Annotated in this window: 13 protein-coding genes and 1 pseudogene; 9 read left to right on the forward strand and 5 right to left on the reverse strand. The window is 37.2% G+C overall.

The features are described from left to right. Window positions 1-109: 109 nt before the first annotated feature. Together IPP64_07135 and IPP64_07140 are read right to left on the reverse strand one after the other, a co-directional pair. On the reverse strand, window positions 110-1594 hold the full coding sequence (locus tag IPP64_07135) for a T9SS type A sorting domain-containing protein (GenBank protein ID MBL0329180.1): 1485 nt from the start codon (window positions 1592-1594) through the stop codon (window positions 110-112). 282 nt (window positions 1595-1876) lie between these two features. Next, complete coding sequence (locus tag IPP64_07140; protein ID MBL0329181.1) at window positions 1877-3106, reverse strand: MFS transporter; 1230 nt, start codon at window positions 3104-3106, stop codon at window positions 1877-1879. A gap of 181 nt (window positions 3107-3287) precedes the next feature. On the opposite strand from IPP64_07140, the pseudogene IPP64_07145 reads away from it, so the two are divergent. The 3 genes and pseudogenes from IPP64_07145 (at window position 3288) to IPP64_07155 (ending at window position 6900) form a co-directional block, all read left to right on the forward strand. Beyond that, a pseudogene (locus tag IPP64_07145) lies at window positions 3288-4555 on the forward strand (metallophosphoesterase). A 112-nt stretch (window positions 4556-4667) separates the two neighbouring features. Then, window positions 4668-5753 carry a DNA alkylation repair protein gene (locus IPP64_07150; GenBank protein MBL0329182.1) on the forward strand — a complete coding sequence of 362 codons (1086 nt, stop codon included), beginning with the start codon at window positions 4668-4670 and terminating at the stop codon, window positions 5751-5753. Between the two features lie 139 nt (window positions 5754-5892). Then, on the forward strand, window positions 5893-6900 hold the full coding sequence (locus tag IPP64_07155; GenBank protein MBL0329183.1) for a flippase-like domain-containing protein: 1008 nt from the start codon (window positions 5893-5895) through the stop codon (window positions 6898-6900). Here IPP64_07155 and IPP64_07160 read toward each other — a convergent pair whose 3' ends face one another. From IPP64_07160 to IPP64_07170, 3 genes are all read right to left on the reverse strand, one after another. Further along, window positions 6901-7155, reverse strand: a complete 255-nt coding sequence (locus IPP64_07160) for a hypothetical protein (protein MBL0329184.1) — start codon at window positions 7153-7155, stop codon at window positions 6901-6903. It lies immediately after the preceding gene. A gap of 65 nt (window positions 7156-7220) precedes the next feature. Next, complete coding sequence (locus IPP64_07165; protein MBL0329185.1) at window positions 7221-7409, reverse strand: hypothetical protein; 189 nt, start codon at window positions 7407-7409, stop codon at window positions 7221-7223. A 143-nt stretch (window positions 7410-7552) separates the two neighbouring features. Beyond that, a complete protein-coding gene (locus IPP64_07170) occupies window positions 7553-9379 on the reverse strand; it encodes a M2 family metallopeptidase (GenBank protein ID MBL0329186.1) in 1827 nt (608 codons plus the stop codon). A 111-nt stretch (window positions 9380-9490) separates the two neighbouring features. Between IPP64_07170 and IPP64_07175 the strand changes: the two genes are divergently transcribed. The 6 genes from IPP64_07175 (at window position 9491) to IPP64_07200 (ending at window position 17457) form a co-directional block, all read left to right on the forward strand. Beyond that, entirely contained in the window at window positions 9491-10636 is a 1146-nt protein-coding gene (locus IPP64_07175) for a glycosyltransferase (protein MBL0329187.1), read from the forward strand. 173 nt (window positions 10637-10809) lie between these two features. Beyond that, complete coding sequence (locus tag IPP64_07180; protein ID MBL0329188.1) at window positions 10810-11610, forward strand: toxin-antitoxin system YwqK family antitoxin; 801 nt, start codon at window positions 10810-10812, stop codon at window positions 11608-11610. Further along, a complete protein-coding gene (mnmA, locus tag IPP64_07185) occupies window positions 11611-12714 on the forward strand; it encodes a tRNA 2-thiouridine(34) synthase MnmA (GenBank protein ID MBL0329189.1) in 1104 nt (367 codons plus the stop codon). A gap of 100 nt (window positions 12715-12814) precedes the next feature. Next, window positions 12815-13594, forward strand: coding sequence for a hypothetical protein (locus IPP64_07190; protein MBL0329190.1), 780 nt, complete (start codon window positions 12815-12817; stop codon window positions 13592-13594). Window positions 13595-13598: 4 nt separating this feature from the next. After that, window positions 13599-15278, forward strand: coding sequence for a S8 family serine peptidase (locus IPP64_07195; GenBank protein ID MBL0329191.1), 1680 nt, complete (start codon window positions 13599-13601; stop codon window positions 15276-15278). Window positions 15279-15297: 19 nt separating this feature from the next. Beyond that, on the forward strand, window positions 15298-17457 hold the full coding sequence (locus IPP64_07200) for a S46 family peptidase (protein ID MBL0329192.1): 2160 nt from the start codon (window positions 15298-15300) through the stop codon (window positions 17455-17457). The last annotated feature ends 47 nt before the right edge of the window (window positions 17458-17504 follow it).

The raw sequence follows: 17504 nt of genomic DNA on the forward strand, positions 1-17504 counted from the left end.
GTTCGTAAAAAAAATTAACGTAGAGGTCGTGTTGTGTTTTTTTTACACCTGAAAATTGAAAAAAAAAAGCAGCGGAATGTCGCTGCTTTTTCTGGCAAAGAAAAATTTATTAATTCACCAAAATGCGTTGTGTTATTCGTTCATGATTTGTAATGATAGTAACCAAATAAACACCCTTGGTGTAATGGCTCAAATCAAGTTTTATGGAGTTGGTTGGTACCGTTGTAGAATATACTTCTTCGCCTAACACGTTATATAAATAAATAGCTTGCAGTGCAGTACCAAAGTTTTTGCTAGTTATTTGCAGTTCACCGCTCGTAGGATTTGGATATATGCTGACTAAGGAAGTGAATGAGGTTTCGTTTACTCCAAGGGTGGGTAGAGAAAAAATTCTTGCCTGCCCTGCATTTGCTCCTGGAATATCAAAGTAGGGCGATCCAACAGCCAAAGTATTCGCATCGGGCATGCTCACTGATCGGCCTGCTAAATCACCCGCAGTTAAACCATCAATATCCATCCCGATTTGCACCCAAGCTGTTGAGTTCCATCCATAAATTCGTGCATGGCCTGCAGATGTGCCGATTCCGTCATTTGCATATGCACCAATAGCAATAGTGTTTGCATCGGGCATACTTACGATACGTCCTGATAAATCACCGGGAGCTTCTCCATCAATATCATTTCCTTTTTGAATCCAAGCAGAACCACTCCAGGTGAAGATTCTTGCGTGACCTGCGCTTGCACCTGAACCATCATTATCACTTGCTCCAACAGCTAAAGTATTAGCATCAGGCATGCTAACAGCAACCCCTGAAAAATCACCAGCAGCTTCTCCATCAATGTCAATCCCTTTCTGAATCCAAGAAGAACCACTCCAGGTAAATATTCTTACATGGCCTGCATCTGTTCCTGCGCCATCATTGTACAAAGCACCAATAGCAACGGTATTTGCATCGGGCATGCTCACTGATCGTCCAAAATTATCATCGGAAGCTTCACCATCTATATCAATACCTTTTTGAACCCAGGTTGAACCACTCCAAGAAAAAATTCGCACATGTCCTGCATTGGTACCAGCAGCATCATTTTCTGTAGCACCAATAGCAATTGTATTTGCATCGGGCATGTTTAAAGAATAGCCAAAGCTATCATTGGCCGCTTCCCCATTAATATCACTTCCTTTTTGCACCCAAGCTGTGCCACTCCATGTGAAGATTCTTACATGACCTGCATTGGTTCCCGAACCATCATTACCCGAGGCTCCAATGGCAACTGTATTGGCATCTGGCATGTTAACATAAAAGCCGGAAGCATCGTTGGCAGCCTCTCCATCAATATCACTGCCTTTTTGAACCCACGCAGAGCCATTCCATAAAAAAACTCTTACATGGCCTGCATTAGTTCCTGAACCATCATTGTTCATCGCTCCAATGGCAATAGTATTTGCATCTGGCATGCTGACTGACCATCCTGAATTGTCATCAACAGCTTCGCCATTAATAGCTAATCCTTTTTGTGTTTGCGCATAGGTAGTAAGTGTAAAACCTATAAATGCCGCCAAACTCATGAGATTTTTAATAGTTGTTTTCATCATAAAAAAGATCTTTAGGTTGAGTTTAATATTTTTTAAAGTCGCATATACAAAAATAAACTAAAATGGAAGGAAACAAATGATCGTATCTGACTTTTTAATTGCACATCAAAATATTTGTCAGAATCTTTGGAAAAACGAACGCAAACGAGAAGCAGAACAATTTCAATATTTATGCATGAAGGAGTCTTTTTCTCATTTTCGTTTCACTTTGTTCTTGCTTTATTTCAAAAAATCAAGAGTTAGTAAATCAAGATAGGTAAGCTTTTATCAAATAGACCAAACTTATTTCACCTTCGCCAACTTACTAACCCTCTGAAGCATAAAGATGTTCAGCACAGCAAAAACTACAACAACATAACCTAAAGTGTTATAATGTTCGAGCGGACTGGTTTTCGTTTGTTGCACTACAATCAATCCGCCAATGATAGAAGCAATGCCACCAGCCAATTGTTGCAGAGAAGAATTGATGCTCATAAATGCACCACGGTCGTGCATTTCGGGAAGAGCTGTTACCAATGCCATGGATGGAACCATGCGTCCCATAATACCAATCATCATGGTGATGTTTACGATAATAACAAGCCACAAAGATGTTGGTCCCATGTTGGTATAAATCACAACTACAAGAATCATCCAGATGGATGCAAACGTGAAGATGGTCATCTTGTTGAGTTTATCACTCATTTTTCCAATTATCGGCATAATTAACAAGGTAGCGATACCTGCAACCATAAATAAGATGGGAAGTTGTTCGTTGGTTACTTTTAAATTGTTTATCGCAAATGCACTTCCCCAAGGCATCATCATAAATCCTCCTAAGGAAAGCAGAGCTGTTGTTAAGAAACCAATTCTATAATTTCGGTTTTTGATGGTGTTCCACAAATGTTGAAAGGCATTGTTTTCTGATTTACCATCCAAATGTGCAGTGATCGGTTGTAGTTTTAAAACAAGTATAACTAACACAAGTGTTGCCATTCCAACAATCATAAAAAATGGACTTTCCCAACCCCAATGATTAGAAAGGTACAAACTGATTGGAATACCCAATACCTGACTAGCACCAAATCCCATTTGCATAAAACCCATTACACGTCCACGTTGTTGAATTGGAAAAAGATCTGCAACAATTGCCATAGAGATAGAACCAATCACTCCACCAAATAATCCGGTAATGATGCGTGCTGCCAATAGCATGATATAATTTGATGATAATCCACAAAACAAGGTGCCTAAAATGAATCCCATGTAAAAAAACAAGAGTAGCTTTTTTCTATCGAACCGATCAGCAAATCCTGCGGTTAATATTCCTGAAAGGAAAGCGCTGATAGCATAGGCTCCAACGGAAATACCGAATTGGGTTGTGGTTAAATCCATCTGCTTCATGAGCATATCACCCAAAGGCGACATAACCATAAAATCGAGCACAACAGTAAATTGTGTTAATGCTAAAAGTGTAATTACTAATACTTGGTAGGATGTGAATTTTATGGGTGCTGCTTTTGCTTCTGTCATAGGATTAATTTTCTTCTACCTGCATCTGTTTATTAAATGATGTTTTTAAACAACTAAGTTAAAGTATTGTTCTATCTCAATCGTCTTCACTATTATGAATGCAAATATATGTTAAATTGCTTTACGGAAACTTTGAAATCGAAAAATGTTTCCATAGTTTTACTCACTAATTATTAATAGTATGAATGCAGGGTTACGAATTCTTATTATAGGTATCGCATTGTTTTTATTCGATCTCTATTTCTATCAATCCATAAAAACAATATTGGCAAACAGTTCTGATTTTAAAAGGAACCTGGTTTTTTACATTTACTGGAGCTTTACCATCATCACCTTTTTACTGTTTTCCGTTCCTGCTGTTATTTCATTCAACGACTTGCCTCAATATTTCAGAATTTATGTTTTTGCGTTTGTCGTAATGGTTTTGATTTCGAAGTTGATTGGTACGACCTTTATTTTATTAGATGATATTATCCGCTTGTTCCGTTGGATAGCCAGCTATCTGGTTAAACCTGCAGAAATCGTTTCCAATGAATTAGAAGTAAATCCGCACGCCATTTCCCGTTTACGTTTCCTAAACATCGTTGCTGTTGGGATGGCTGCTCTGCCATTTGCCAGCTTCATTTATGGAATGGTGAAAGGTGCTTTTGATTATAAAATTCACAAAGTAAAAGTAGTGTTGCCGAATTTACCTTCTGAATTTAATGGTTTAAAAATCGTTCAGATTTCTGATATCCATTCGGGTAGTTTTGTATCCGCTTCTCCACTGGAATCAGCTGTAAAACTTATTATGGAGCAAAATGCGGATATCATCTTTTTTACCGGTGATTTAGTCAACAACGAAACGAGTGAGGTCTTACCTTTTGTGGATGTGTTGAAAAAAATTCAAGCACCCATGGGTGTTTTCAGCACTCTCGGCAATCACGATTATGGTGATTATATTACTTGGGAAAGTCAGGCTGCAAAAAATCAGAATTTAGAGAATTTAAAAAAGACGCATGCTGCAATGGGTTGGAATTTATTGATGAATGAACATGTGCCTTTGAAGAAAGGAGATGCCGAAATTGCGTTGATTGGAATTGAAAATTGGGGTGGGAATTTAAACTTCCCGAAATATGGTGACATGAAAAAGCACATACTGGAACAGAAAAATATCCTGTTAAATTGTTGTTATCACACGATCCTTCTCATTGGAACATGCAGGTAACGGAAGAGTTTAAAGACGTGGACATCACGTTCAGCGGGCATACTCACGGTTTTCAATTCGGAATTGAAATTCCGGGATTGATTAAATGGAGCCCTTCACAATTTGTTTACAAGCAATGGGCAGGATTGTACTCGAAAGATAATCAACATTTGTATGTGAATCGTGGGTTAGGATTTTTAGGCTATCCGGGCAGAGTTGGGATTATGCCAGAAATTACCGTGATGGAGTTGTATAACGCTTAAAGGTGACTAGGTAACTATGTAACTAAGTGACTAGGTGTAGCGTATTTTTCTAACTTTGAACTTTCTCCCGAAGGGATTCCTTCGGAACATCGTAAAACCTTCTAACTTTCTTATGGCAGACGCACTCAAAGACATGTTCTCAAAAAAATTCTATGAGCGATTAGCGCATGAATTGAATAAAGCAGACAAAAACATCCATCCTGAAAAATTTGTAAAGGATGTGACAAAAGACATGGACGCTTTGTCTTTAAATCAGCGGATGCGCAACACTTCCGTTGTTTTGAAAAAACATCTTCCGGATGATTATAAAAAATCCATCGATACACTTTATAAAGTTGTTCCTGAATTTCAAAGAAGTTATACTGCTTTGCTTTTTCCTGATTTTGTTGGTCAATATGGTCACCACGACTTTAAAACATCCATGGAAGCCTTAAAATATTTTACCCAATTTGGGTCTTCTGAATTCGCTATTCGTGAATTTTTAAAACGCGACTTAGATAAAACATTAGCCATAATGAAAAAGTGGGCAGGCGACAAAAACCATCATGTAAGACGATTAGCAAGCGAAGGTAGTCGCCCACGATTACCATGGTCGTTCAATCTTGACGCCATTGCTAAAAATCCAAATCATACACTTCCAATTTTGGATATGCTAAAGGCTGATAACGAATTGTATGTAAAAAAATCGGTTGCGAATCATTTAAACGATTTCTCCCGCATCAATCCGGATTGGATGTTAAAGGTGGTGAACTCGTGGGATAGGAAAAATGAGGATACCGCTTGGATTGTAAAGCATGCGAGTCGCTCGTTGATTAAGAAAGGTGATCAACGCTCATTAGCAGTTTTTGATTATGAAAAATCTCCGAAAGTGAAAATTGAAAATTGGAAAATTGGAAAATTGAAGATTAAGATGGGTGAGAGTTTTTCATTTTCATTCGACATAACATCTGAAAAAACTAAATCCCAGAAACTGGTAATTGATTATGCCATTCATTATCAAAAAAAATCCGGGGAGCTGGCTCCGAAAGTATTTAAGTTGAAAGATTTGGATTTAAAAGCAAAGCAGACCGTCTCCATTACTAAATCACATCGTTTTATGGATTTCACCACCCGCAAACATTATCCAGGGAAACATGCCGTTGAAATATTGGTAAATGGGAAGTCGTATGGGAAGAAGGAGTTTGTGTTAGTAAAATAAATGTTTGTTTTGGACGTCATTGCGAGGAACGAAGCAATCTCCTCATAATGTTGATCACCCTAAATGATTGCTTCGTTCCTCGCAATGACGCATCGTAAGATTAGAAATAATTCCTATTTTTACGCACAAATCATCCGCTGTGAAGTCTAAAGCATTTCAAGTTTTCCAATACATTCTCCTTCTTGCAGTCGGTATCTACCTTTGTGTTCTCTTTTTTAATACCCTTGATTTCGAAGGATTAAAAGCGAAAGTTGCGAATGGAAATTTTTCTTGGTTTTATGTCGTTATGTTTGTTTCTGTTATGGTGTATGTTATTCGTACACTTCGTTGGCAAATGTTAATCCGTTCCATCGGTTATGAAACCAAATTCCTGAATGCATTTTCAGCCTTGTCCATTAGCTATTTTGTAAGTTTTGTTGTTCCACGTTTAGGTGAAGTGACACGCTGTTTGTCGGTTAAGAAACAACATGACATCCCTTTTATGCAGCTACTCGGAACTGTTATCATTGAACGCATTATTGATATCTTAAGTTTACTTATTCTTTTAGGACTAACCCTTGTTTTACAATTCGATCAGATAATGGAGTTTGTAAAAACTAATGTTTTTCATCCGATATATGATAAAATTATTCTGAAAATAGTCAACGGAAACATCGTGGCAATAGTTGCTGCTGTTGCTGTTTTGCTTATGGCTGGAGCATTGTTTATTTACTTTCGAAAATACATTCGTGAACGTTCACCAAAATTGATTGTGAAATTTGTAGAAGGATTGAAGGAAGGAGTTGCTAGTGTCGCAAAATTGAAACAGAAAAAGCTATTTATTCTCTATACATTTCTGATTTGGGTTTGTTATTATCTAATGACCTATTTCTGGTTTTTTGTTTTTGAAGAAACGAGTGTTCTTACTTGGGGAGCCTGTTTATCTATTTTAACGATTGGCACCATAGGTCGCTCTGTTCCGATTCAAGGCGGTGGCATGGGCGCCTATCATTTTTTAGTCACAAGTGTCGTAGTGTTGTATGGCTTATCTGAAACTTGGGGCAAAGACTTAGCAACATTGATTCATGCCGGACAAACATTTTTTACATTTGCGATGGGCTTGGTGGGATTGTTGATTTTCTTTGTTTCTTATTGGAGAACAAAATAATCATTTCAATTTTTTTATCACCATCTTCGCTCTGGCAGCAAATGCCGCAGTTGTTTTCGGTAACTGATCTTCAATCGCTGATTTTAATTCCGGAATCAATTCTCGATGTTCTTTTGCAATATTAGCAATGCATTGCATGGCATGGACTTTCATTACTACCTTTTCGGTAGGGGATAGCATTAAATCAAAACAAACAGTGATTAATTTTCCTTGAAGTTTTTTAGGGATTTCGTGACTTGCTAAAACCACAGACATATTTCGTCTAACAGCATCCAATTCAAATTTCTGAATATCGTTAATAAACTTTGAAAGATAGGGTTTTAGTAATTCCGGATGTTTTTATTTACCGTTGCTAATAGCCAAGCGGCACGTTGAGGCAAGGGTGGTTCTGCATGATAAATGATATCAATTATCTTGGCAAACTCTTCGGAGTCATTTCCAATTGCTATTGCAATGCGATCGGTGTTTTGTCGCGAATGTTCTTGTAGTAGTTGTGAGACGTAATTCATTTGGCAAAGAAAAAAACAGTATAATATGAACGTCATTGCGAGTTCTGATCTCAATAGCTATCGGGATTTGGCAATCTCACTGTTTTTGCAGCAAGATTGTTTCGTGTCTCGCAATGACGTTCTAAAAAGGTATGACCTTAATTTTACTTTAACTCCGGCAACGTATATTTTCTTCCTTTATTTACTTCTTGCAAGTATCCCATCAAAGGAGTGAAGTAATCCAACATTGCTTTCGCACTCAATTCACTTCCTGTTTTATCTTTTAACAATTGTCTCCAATCTGCACTTGCACCCGGTTTCATCATTTCTCCGATAAATTTTCCAACTTCTTTGTTGCCATAATAGTTGGTGGCATGTGGATCTTGGTGTAAAATGTTTTTTGAAATATGATCATGCACTTGGAATAATAATACATACGATAATGCATAATCATAATACTGTGCAGCATCATTGTTAATATGCGTTTTTGTTGCTGCATCACAAAATTCTTCTCCGCGGTTTGTTGGAGGAGCAATTCCTTGATACTGTGCTGCTAATTCCCACCAACGTTTGTTAAATTGATCGGCAGGCAAGTTATTTGCGTAAATATCATGTTCGAACATACTCATTGTTCCGGTGCTGAATGGAATAAACACAACGTAGTTCAATGCTTCTTTTAGAAGTGTTTGCATCTCATCTGATTTTGAATTTTTAGGAATCAAATTTAAGTTTTCCATAAATGGTTTTTGCATCGCTGCCATTCCCATTAAACTTCCCAACGCTTCGTGGTAAGCTCGGTTTGCTCCTTCACGCAATAAGTTCGGCACTTCAGGATTGCTATATGATAAATAGTAATAGATATGACCTAATTCGTGATGTGAAGTCTCATACCATTCACTTGTTGGTACAGCACTCATCAAGCAACGAACATCTTTGTCGTAATTCATGTGCCAAGCTGAAGCATGATTGTTCTTCTTGTACGTTGCATCTTTCGGAGCAGGGTAGAGGTCTGATTTTTCCCAGAAGGATTTCGGTAATTCAGGGAAACCTATACTTACATAAAAACGTTCACCTTGTTTCACAATCCATTCAGCGTCTTTTGTTTTTAATGCACTGTCCAAGTTAATTCCTTTTACATCCACTAAACTTCCCCAATCTTGTCCCCAACGATTCGGCAACCATTGTGCAGGCAATAAATCCGGTACTTCTTTTACCCCATATTTTTTAGCGTATTCGTAACGCGCGTAAGTATGTAATTCTCTGTAAAGCGGATACAATTCCTTATTAAATTTTTGCAACATCTCAATCATTTCTTGCGTGGTCATGCCATAGTCTGAAACTTGATATTCGAAATAGTCTTTATACCCTAAGCCTTGAACTGTTTTGTTGCGCAAATCGCGTAAGTTTACCAATCCGGTTTTTAAACCTTTACCAACTTCTTTACTTGCTTCCCAAGCTTTAAGGCGCTTAGTCATGTTGGTTTCATGGGATAAGATAGCATCAATATCATTTGTAGAAACAGATTTTCCATCAATTTTAAAATCAAAGCCAAACATATTTTCATTTTGTTTGGTTTCCGCTTTAATACGTTCTTTCACAATATCCTGAATTGTTTCCGGATTATTAGCCGCTTTGTACATGATGCTTTTCAATTGCTTCACCTGAATAGGGGTTAATTTATCCTTTTGCTCCAGGTATTTGGTAGCCATTTCAATATTGTGCTTACTGCCTGTAAACGATGCATACGCCTCTTGCGCTTTGTTTAAAGCTGTTGCGTTGGTGGTATCACCGTCTACAATATGTGTATTCGCTTTCCAATCGGTTTCATTTGAAATGATGCTCAATTCCTGATATTTCAAGTTGTACTCGTTCAGGAATAATTGAACGCTATCCTGAATGGCTTTGTTGGCAGTTTCATCAGATTTGGACGTGTCACTTCCACAAGAGCAAGTAAGAACAGCAAGGCTTAAAAGGAATATGATTTTTTTCATAGATATGATTTTTAAATGGTGTACAAATGTAGTAAAAACACCTCATTTTAGTGCTCCTTCTTTTTTAACAGCTTGGAGTGTGGCTGGGGTTTTTAATTATCTTTGTAACCAATGTCAACTCAGAAGCAAAAAGCAATCATTGTCGGACCCGCATTTCCATTGCGAGGCGGGATTGCGAATTTTAATGAAGCATTATGTAGGGCAATGAATGCAGATGGGATTGATACCAAAATTGTTTCTTTTTCCTTACAATACCCCAATTTTTTATTTCCAGGGAAAACCCAATTTGATAAAGGAAAAGGACCACAAGACATCAGGATTGTTACAAAAATTAATTCAATCAATCCCTTTAATTGGTTTGCTGTTGCAAAGTATATAAAGCGACAAAAACCGGACTTCGTTGTTTTTAGATTTTGGCTTCCATTTATGGGACCTTGCCTGGGAACTATTGCCGGACTTGTAAAAAGAGGAACTACAATTAAAGTGATCGCAATCACTGACAATGTAATTCCCCATGAAAAACGTTTTGGTGATCGTTTGTTTACAAAGTATTTTATCAAACGATGTGATGGCTTTATTGCGATGTCACAATCTGTATTGAATGACTTAAAGGAATTTACATCTACTGATAAAAAAGCCTTTTTGCCACATCCCATTTATGATATTTTTGGAGAAAAAGTGAGCAAGACGGAGGCTTTGAACAAGTTGCAGTTGAATCCAAAGGATAAGCATTTGTTATTTTTTGGTTTTATCAGAAAATACAAAGGATTGGACTTGTTATTAGAGGCGATGGCGGACGAACGTGTGAAGAAGTTGGATGTTAAACTGATTGTTGCCGGGGAATATTATGAAGACTCGGCTCCTTTCAATGAAATTATTCGTAAAAATAGCTTAGAGCAGAATGTCATTCTGAAAACGGAGTACATCCATTCGGATGATGTACGTTACTATTTTTGTGCTGCTGATATGGTGGCACAACCTTATCGTACCGCTACTCAAAGTGGTGTAACTCAAATTGCATATCATTATGAACGCCCTATGTTGGTTACCAATGTGGGCGGGTTACCAGAAATTGTTCCGCACAATAAAGTCGGTTACATTACCGAAATATCCGCACATTCTATTGCAAATGCCATCGTAGATTTTTATTCTAATAACCGAGAACAAGAATTTACCGAAAATACCGTTATAGAAAAGAAACGTTTCTTGTGGAGCAGTTTTGTGGATGGATTGGTTGATTTATTCAAGACTTTATAGCTCAAACGCTAAACAATTCCCACTTTTTTCAATTCCCTCAATTATGGCTTAATATTTGAAATCCACACCCTAAATTTTAGTACTTTTGTACTTGATTCGTTATCTGAAAAAATGACAAAGTCTTGTATCTTTTGTCAATTTTTACGTTTTATTAAAAACTAATATTGAATACTATGAAAAAATCGTTTTTAATTGTGATAGGGATGCTCTTTTCAACCCTTATCTGGGCTCAAACGGCTCCCAATCTGACGGATGCATCCGGTAAAAAGCAAGGGCATTGGATTAAGTATGATGAAGACAAAAAGAAAATTTACGAAGGAAATTTCGTAAACAATATACCTGTTGGAACGTTTACTTATTATTACGATACTGGAACACCTTGGTCGATTTCAGTTTTTTCTCAGAATGGAAAAGTGGCTCGTGCAAAAATGTTTGACGCAGGAGGAAAGCTTACCGGAGAAGGAAAATATGTAAATGAGAAAAAAGACAGCGTATGGAAGTTTTATGATCAAGATGGAAAATTGTTGTCGGATGAAGTGTATCTCAATGGTGTAAAAAATGGTGTTGCGAAAGTGTATTATACAAACGGTCAAGTTTCAGAAGAACGTTTATGGAAGAATGGTGTTCAGGAAGGACCTTGCAAAAAATACTTTGAAAGTGGCCAATTAAAATATTCTGGTGCATACACCAATAATAAAGTTACAGGAAAAGTAACCTATTACTATGCTTCAGGCAAAATTGACGCGGAAGGGATGTATGTAAATGATTTAAAAAATGGTCCATGGAAATATTATAAAGAGGATGGAACATTGCTTCGTACAGATACCTACCAGTTTGGTAAAATGACTGAAACAACAGACAAAAATAAGAATAGAGATGTGATTACAAAGGAGCAACAAGAGGAAGAGAAAAGAAAATCACAACAGTTTGAATTGAAAGATCCCTATTCAAATGATTATCGAGGGGAATATTAAATGAGTAAAAAAGGAAAAGTATTATTGGCAATGAGCGGTGGAATTGATAGTTCCATCGCTGCTTTGTTATTACACGAACAAGGATACGAAGTGGTTGGGATTACCATGAAAACATGGGATTATGCCTCCTCAGGAGGATCAAGTAAAGAAACAGGTTGTTGTAGTCTGGATTCCATTAACGATGCTCGCATGTTGGCTGTGAATCTGGGTTTTCCACATTTTATATTAGACATTCGTCAAGAATTCGGGAACTACATCATCGACAATTTTGTGGAGGAATATATTGCAGGACGAACACCTAACCCTTGTGTATTGTGCAATACACACATCAAATGGGAAGCCTTGCTAAAACGTGCTGATATGTTAGGTTGCGAGTTTATTGCAACCGGTCATTATGCACGTATCCGTGAAGAAAATAATCGGTTTGTAGTTTCTAGAGGATTGGATACCAATAAAGATCAATCGTATGTTCTTTGGGGATTAACGCAAGAAAGCCTAAAGCGCACTATTTTCCCTTTGCAGGATTTCCGTAAATCAGAAATTAAGCAAATGGCAATCGACAATGGATATGTTGATTTAGCGAATAAAAGTGAAAGTTATGAAATCTGCTTTGTACCGGATAACGACTACCGCGGGTTTCTAAAACGAAAAGTAGATGGTTTAGAAGAACGGGTTGCCGGTGGGAATTTTGTTGACAGAACAGGACGCATTTTAGGGAAACACAAAGGGTATCCATTTTATACAATTGGTCAGCGCAAAGGATTAGAAATTGCTGTAGGAGAGCCATTGCATGTATTGGAAATTGTTCCGGAAACAAATACGGTTATTTTGGGAACAAAGGAAGATCTTGAACAACAACAGATGATTGTTGGGAAATACAATTTGATTAAATACGCAAGTATTCCTGATAGTTCCGAGTTCTTAACTAAAATCAGATACAAAGATGCAGGTTCCATGGCTTCCGTATCTCAAGAAAACGATAAGCTGAAGGTATTGTTCCATAATCCTGTTTCTGCTGTGGCACCTGGACAATCAGCGGTATTTTATGAAGGCGAAGATTTAGTTGGAGGCGGGATTATTGAGCGTCAGAAACCACTGTTTTGATTTTTAATTAGTCACTCAGTCACCCAATCTGTTAGTCACTTTTAATATTTCCTTTTCCCAACAATAATCATTAACTTAGCTGATGATTAAATTGTAACAGATGCAAAAAAGCATTACCCTTTTTTTTGTCCTACTGATAGTCGTTTCGGGAAGTATTTCTTGTAAAAAAGAAAAAGACCCGGATCCTGATATGGGGTATCGGTATTTTCCTGATCAAGTGGGAAAATATGTTGTTTATGATGTGGATTCATTTTATTACAACGATTTTAACGTTCCTCTGACGATTGATACCTTTAAGTTTCAATTGAAAGAAAAGGTTCAATCAACTTATTTGGATGGACAAAATAGAACAACACTTCGGTTGGAAAGGTCTGTTCGTTATTACAATCAATTGATTCCTTATTCTTCTTTGCCTTGGATATTGCGGGATGTGTGGGCGGCAAACAGGACAGCTACCACTGCAGAGAAAGTAGAAGAGAATGTTCGTTTTGTTAAGCTTTCTTTTGCTGTTTCACAAAATAAAACCTGGAATGGGAATGCACAAAATATAAATGGAGAGCAAACCTATTCGTACACATTCATTAATCAGCCGCGTACCATTGGTGGAACCGCCTTTGATTCTGTATTGCAGGTTAATCAAAAAGATGAGTCTTCTATTATTGGGAAACAGTATTCTGTGGAATGGTATGCCAAACGCACAGGATTAATTTATAAACAGGTTATTGATATTGATTCTCAACCTAACCCGGATTGGTATAATTCTACACTCTTTCCATTTGGCAATGATTCAATTACTGCTTTTTTTAGTATCCCCATTTTAAATCGCGTGACGTCCGGTACGCAATTTACTTATACGTATAACTCTTCCGGAATCGAATAATTTTATGAAAAAAATAATTTCAATTTTTTCCTTCTTATTGTTTCTACAATTCGCTGGTGCCCAAACTTCAAAAACGTACGTGGTTGTTTTTAAAGATAAAATGGATTCTCCATTTTCAATTTTTCAACCTGAAAAATACCTGTCGAAAAAGTCCATTTTGCGTAGACAAAAACAACACATTGCTATTACTGAAAAAGATTTACCGGTAAACATGGCTTATATTCTTCAAGTTAAAAACATTGGTGTGAATGTATTAAACGCTTCTAAATGGATGAATGCAGTTACCATTTCAACCAATGACGAAACAAAAATTTCAACCATAAAAGAACTTTCATGTGTTGCAGGAATTGTCTTAACATCTTCTCCCGCTTTAGACAGAAAACCGTCTGCCAAGTTTGATTTTGAGAGCACAACACAGCCTCTTTCAGAAAATCTGTCACAGGAAAAAGCGGTCTCTTCCGTTTTAAACTACGGCCCTTCATTCTTTCAAGCAAATCAAATTGGTGTTGATTGTATGCACGACATGGGATATATGGGGCAGGGGATTACTGTTGCAGTTTTGGATGCAGGATTTTTTGATGCAAATATTTTACCAGCATTTGATAGTTTGAGAATCAATAACCAATTATTGGGTTGTAGAGATTTTGTAACCGGTGACACCTTGGTATTTGAAGATTTTCCTCACGGGATGAATGTGCTTTCGTGTATGGGAGGAAATTTGCCTGGAGAATTGGTAGGAACAGCTCCCAAAGCAAAATACTGGCTATTGAGAACTGAAGATGCATTTACTGAAACATTGCAAGAAGAAGTGAATTGGTTGGTTGGTGCTGAGTTTGCGGATAGTGTAGGAGCAGATGTAATTAATTCGTCTTTAGGTTACAGCACATTTGATGGTGGTATTGGGGATCATACCTATGCAGACATGGATGGGAATACTACTATTATTACAAATGCAGCAGATTGGGCCGCAAGTGTTGGTATATTTGTAACGACTAGTGCCGGTAATGCAGGCGGTCCGCCATGGTTTAAGATTACGGCACCAGCTGATGCAGATAGCGCGTTAACGGTTGGAGCAGTTGATTCGGCTGGATTTATTGCCGGATTCAGTTCACGCGGATTAACATCGGATGGCAGAATAAAACCGAATGTTTGTGCTCGCGGGGTACAAGCGGTAATTGCTGCAAATTCCGGTGGTATTACAGGAGCAAGTGGCACCTCTTTTTCTTCTCCAATTACTGCTGGTGCGGTGGCTTGTTTATGGCAGGCTAATCCTTCTGCTACGAATATGCAGTTGCTTTCAGCAATTGAACAAAGTGCTTCTCAATATACTTCTCCCGATTCAATTTATGGATATGGAATCCCTAATTTCTGTAAAGCAGATTCGATTCTTAGCTTTATCTTGAGTGTAAACGATATTCAGGGAAATCAAAACAGTTTAACTGTTTATCCGAATCCATTCCATTCGAATTTCACAATCGAATATTATGCTTCAAACAAAGAGGTGGTGTTAGTAGAGCTGTTTGATGTTACAGGAAAAAAAGTGATTAGCCAGCAACAATCCGTTTTGGGGAATACAAAAAACAGTTTTACGCTGTCAGGTGTTGCTATACTTTCAAAAGGGATTTACACGTTGCGTATTGTAAGCGCAAATGAAACGCAATATTCAAAAATCATCAAACAATAATTTATAGTTCTGCACAAGTATGAAAAAGTCAATTCTCTTTTTATTAATTTTTAATTTTTCAATTTTTAATTTTTTAAAAGCCGATGAAGGAATGTGGTTACCCATTTTCCTAAAGGCTATGAACGAAGCGGATATGCAAAGCAAGGGCTTAAAGCTCTCTGCAGAGGATATTTATAGTATAAATAAATCCAGTTTAAAAGATGCAATTGTTCATTTTGGTGGGGGATGTACTGCTGAAATTATTTCTGACCAAGGTTTGATGTTTACGAATCACCACTGTGGATACGGACAAATTCAAGCACATAGCACCGTTGAAAACGATATGCTTACAAATGGCTTTTGGGCAAAATCTCAATCAGAGGAGTTGCCAAATCCAGGATTGACGGCTACGCTGATTATTCGTATGGAAGATGTTACTTCCAAAGTTTTAGCGAATGTTACTCCTGGCATGTCCGATGCTGACCGCGAGAAAAAAGTAAATGAAGCGATTGCAAGCATCATCAAAGAAGCAACAGCGAACACACATTATGGCGCTTACATTCGTCCATTCTTTTACGGGAATGAATACTATATGTTTGTTACGGAAACATTTAAAGATGTTCGCCTGGTAGGTGCACCGCCATCTTCCATCGGTAAGTTTGGTGGTGATACTGACAACTGGATGTGGCCGCGACATACCGGTGATTTTTCCATTTTTAGAATCTATGCGAATAAGGATAATAAACCTGCTGAATATTCAAAAGACAATGTTCCTTATAAACCGAAATATGTGATTCCTATTTCGATTAAAGGAATTGAAGAAAATGATTTCACAATGGTATATGGTTTTCCGGGACGAACAACTGAATATTTAAGTTCGTATGCTGTAAATATGATCATGAATGAAAGTGATCCAGCGAAAGTAAAAATACGTGAAACGCGTTTAGAAATTTGGGATGTGGACATGAAAGCGAACGATAAAGTCCGCATTCAGTATTCTGCTAAATATGCAAGTTTGGCGAACTACTGGAAAAAATGGGATGGTGAAATGAAAGGCTTGAAAAAAGCAGATGCCATCAATAAGAAAAAACTCTTTGAACAAGACTTTCTTTTGAAAGTAAATACCGATGATGATGCAAAAGGGAAATATGGAAATCTGTTTTCTGATTTTGAAAAAATGTATGCAGAAATCAGTATTTGGAGTAAACAGCGCGACTACCATTCAGAAGCGATTATGGGAATTGAAATTGTGGGTGTAGCATCTTATTTTTATGATGTAATGGAGATTATGAATAGCGGGAAAAAAGCTGCAGATGTTGAAAAATACATCAATAAGATAAATGGGGAGGTAAATGAATTTTACAAAAACTTTAATGCTGCTACGGATGAAAAAATCTGTGCAGCAATGTTGAAAACCTATATCGATAATATTGAGAAATCGCAACAAGCGACTGTGTTTGCTGAAATACAAAAAAAGTACAAAGGCGATTTTAAAAAGTATGCAAAAGACTTGTATTCCAAATCAATGTTTGTATCAGAAGCAAAAGTAAAAGCAGCATTGCTGGATATGGATAAAAATTATAAAAAAATTGAAAAGGATCCGGCTTACAAACTAATGTTTAGTTGCTTGTCGAAATACAAAAAAGAAGTTTTACCAACCTATACTGAATTGGATGCTAAAATTAATACGCTAAATCGTGCGTATATGAAGGCGATGCGGGAGTTGGTAACTACAAAAAAATATTATTTGGATGCGAACAGCACCTTGCGCGTAACCTATGGAAAAGTAAATGGCTACTATCCGAAAGACGGGGTTCATTACAACTATTATACAACATTAGAAGGTGTTATGGAAAAAGAAAATCCTGCTGTAGATGAGTTTATTGTGTTTCCGAAACTGAAAGAATTGTACAAAAATAAAGATTATGGACAATATGCGAACAAAAAGGGGGAGTTGCCTGTTGCTTTCTGTGCAAGCAATCATACTACCGGTGGAAACTCAGGTAGTCCGGTTTTTAATGCAGAAGGACAATTAATTGGGACCAACTTCGACAGAAACTGGGAAGGTACGATGAGTGATATTATTTACAATCCGGATCAAGTTAGAAATATTGTTTTAGATGTTCGTTTTACGCTTTTTGTGATTGATAAATTTGCCGGAGCAGGATATTTGTTGAATGAAATGAAGATTATTAAATAGTGCGGATCCCGATTTCGATCGAGACGAATACAAAAAAAATACAAATT

It is taken from the genome of Bacteroidota bacterium (genome assembly GCA_016722565.1).
Classification (GTDB): domain Bacteria; phylum Bacteroidota; class Bacteroidia; order 2-12-FULL-35-15; family 2-12-FULL-35-15; genus 2-12-FULL-35-15.

Excerpts from the sequence above, each read along its gene's own strand:
- IPP64_07170 (MBL0329186.1), bottom strand. The coding sequence starts at position 9,379 with ATGAAAAAAATCATATTCCTTTTAAGCCTTGCTGTTCTTACTTGCTCT.
- IPP64_07165 (MBL0329185.1), bottom strand. The coding sequence starts at position 7,409 with ATGAATTACGTCTCACAACTACTACAAGAACATTCGCGACAAAACACC.
- IPP64_07135 (MBL0329180.1), bottom strand. The coding sequence starts at position 1,594 with ATGATGAAAACAACTATTAAAAATCTCATGAGTTTGGCGGCATTTATA.
- IPP64_07200 (MBL0329192.1), top strand. The coding sequence starts at position 15,298 with ATGAAAAAGTCAATTCTCTTTTTATTAATTTTTAATTTTTCAATTTTT.
- IPP64_07180 (MBL0329188.1), top strand. The coding sequence starts at position 10,810 with ATGAAAAAATCGTTTTTAATTGTGATAGGGATGCTCTTTTCAACCCTT.
- IPP64_07160 (MBL0329184.1), bottom strand. The coding sequence starts at position 7,155 with ATGTCTGTGGTTTTAGCAAGTCACGAAATCCCTAAAAAACTTCAAGGA.
- mnmA (MBL0329189.1), top strand. The coding sequence starts at position 11,611 with ATGAGTAAAAAAGGAAAAGTATTATTGGCAATGAGCGGTGGAATTGAT.
- IPP64_07195 (MBL0329191.1), top strand. The coding sequence starts at position 13,599 with ATGAAAAAAATAATTTCAATTTTTTCCTTCTTATTGTTTCTACAATTC.
- IPP64_07190 (MBL0329190.1), top strand. The coding sequence starts at position 12,815 with ATGCAAAAAAGCATTACCCTTTTTTTTGTCCTACTGATAGTCGTTTCG.
- IPP64_07140 (MBL0329181.1), bottom strand. The coding sequence starts at position 3,106 with ATGACAGAAGCAAAAGCAGCACCCATAAAATTCACATCCTACCAAGTA.
- IPP64_07150 (MBL0329182.1), top strand. The coding sequence starts at position 4,668 with ATGGCAGACGCACTCAAAGACATGTTCTCAAAAAAATTCTATGAGCGA.
- IPP64_07175 (MBL0329187.1), top strand. The coding sequence starts at position 9,491 with ATGTCAACTCAGAAGCAAAAAGCAATCATTGTCGGACCCGCATTTCCA.